The sequence below is a fragment of the Protofrankia sp. Cr1 genome, assembly GCF_963555865.1.
Lineage (GTDB): Bacteria > Actinomycetota > Actinomycetes > Frankiales > Frankiaceae > Protofrankia.
Window position 1 is genome coordinate 1 of record NZ_CAUVXO010000560.1, and the last position, 980, is coordinate 980.

Here is a 980-nt window from a genome sequence, read left to right on the forward strand (position 1 = left end):
GTTACTCCCGTAACCCCCCTGCGGAGCGGCGATCTTTTACGTCCTGCCGTCACCCCGTCGGGCGAATCCCAGCCGGTCCGTGCCACCCGGGGAGCTCCGTCACGAACGCGCGCCGGTCCGCCTTGCCCCGTCCCCGACGGTTGGCGCGGGCCGCTCGAGCGCTCCCATCGGGATCCCAACGGCCAGCCGTACCCATCCGGTCCGGTGGGCGACGATCGGCCCGGCGTAGGTAAGGCGAGCGGGGCCGCCACGCACCGTATCGTCCAGGCCCCACATCGTCCGAGCGATCACAGGCTTACCCTTAAATCTGTAACGGAACAGACACGGAAGGAGCATGTAATGGCGTGGAACAAGCGGGGTAGCACCGATGGAGGCGCAAGCACCGGTCGAGACGGCGTGAAGCGCGGCGGCAAGGACGCCACCGCGAAGACGAATGTCCGGGAGGTCGAGTTCGCCAACTGCACGACATGCAACGGTGCCGGCGTTGTGGCCTTCGATCGGGCTGAAACGGACGAGGGCGGCGGGTTCAGCGGCACGCAGGAGCGGACATGCGCTGCCTGTAGCGGCAGCGGGAAGGTCAAGAAGAACTAATGGATGAGGCCCCAGCCGGCGAGACCCCGGTCGTCCCGATGCTGGCACTTGTCGCGTGCAGCAAATGCCGGCGCCGCCGCGGCGCCCAACTCCGCTCCACCGGTGCTGTGGAGCCGATCCCCGAGACGGGAACCTGCCCGCACGGCAAGCCGCTACGGAAAGTTTGGGCGCCGGGCCACGGGCCGGGCTCGGAGCCGCCGGCCGAGTCGGGCTGGGACACCCGGCTGCCGGTGTAGGTGATTACGCCGCCGATGCGGGGATCGCCGATCCGATCCCCGCCACGGTGTTACCCGAACTGATCGCATGGATCCCGACTGCCGGCGTGTCCCACAGGCTCGGACCCATCCCGCCAGAGGCGTGGCAGCGTGTAGACCAGATCCTCCGCCGCC

Annotated in this window: 2 protein-coding genes; both read left to right on the plus strand. The window is 69.0% G+C overall.

Annotated elements, in window-relative coordinates; translation table 11 throughout:
* The first annotated feature begins 339 nt into the window (after window positions 1–339).
* Entirely contained in the window at window positions 340–591 is a 252-nt protein-coding gene (locus tag U9980_RS25780) for a hypothetical protein (RefSeq protein ID WP_322749034.1), read from the plus strand.
* Window positions 591–827, plus strand: coding sequence for a hypothetical protein (locus U9980_RS25785; RefSeq protein WP_322770300.1), 237 nt, complete (start codon window positions 591–593; stop codon window positions 825–827). Before U9980_RS25780 ends, U9980_RS25785 begins: the two co-directional genes overlap by 1 nt.
* The last annotated feature ends 153 nt before the right edge of the window (window positions 828–980 follow it).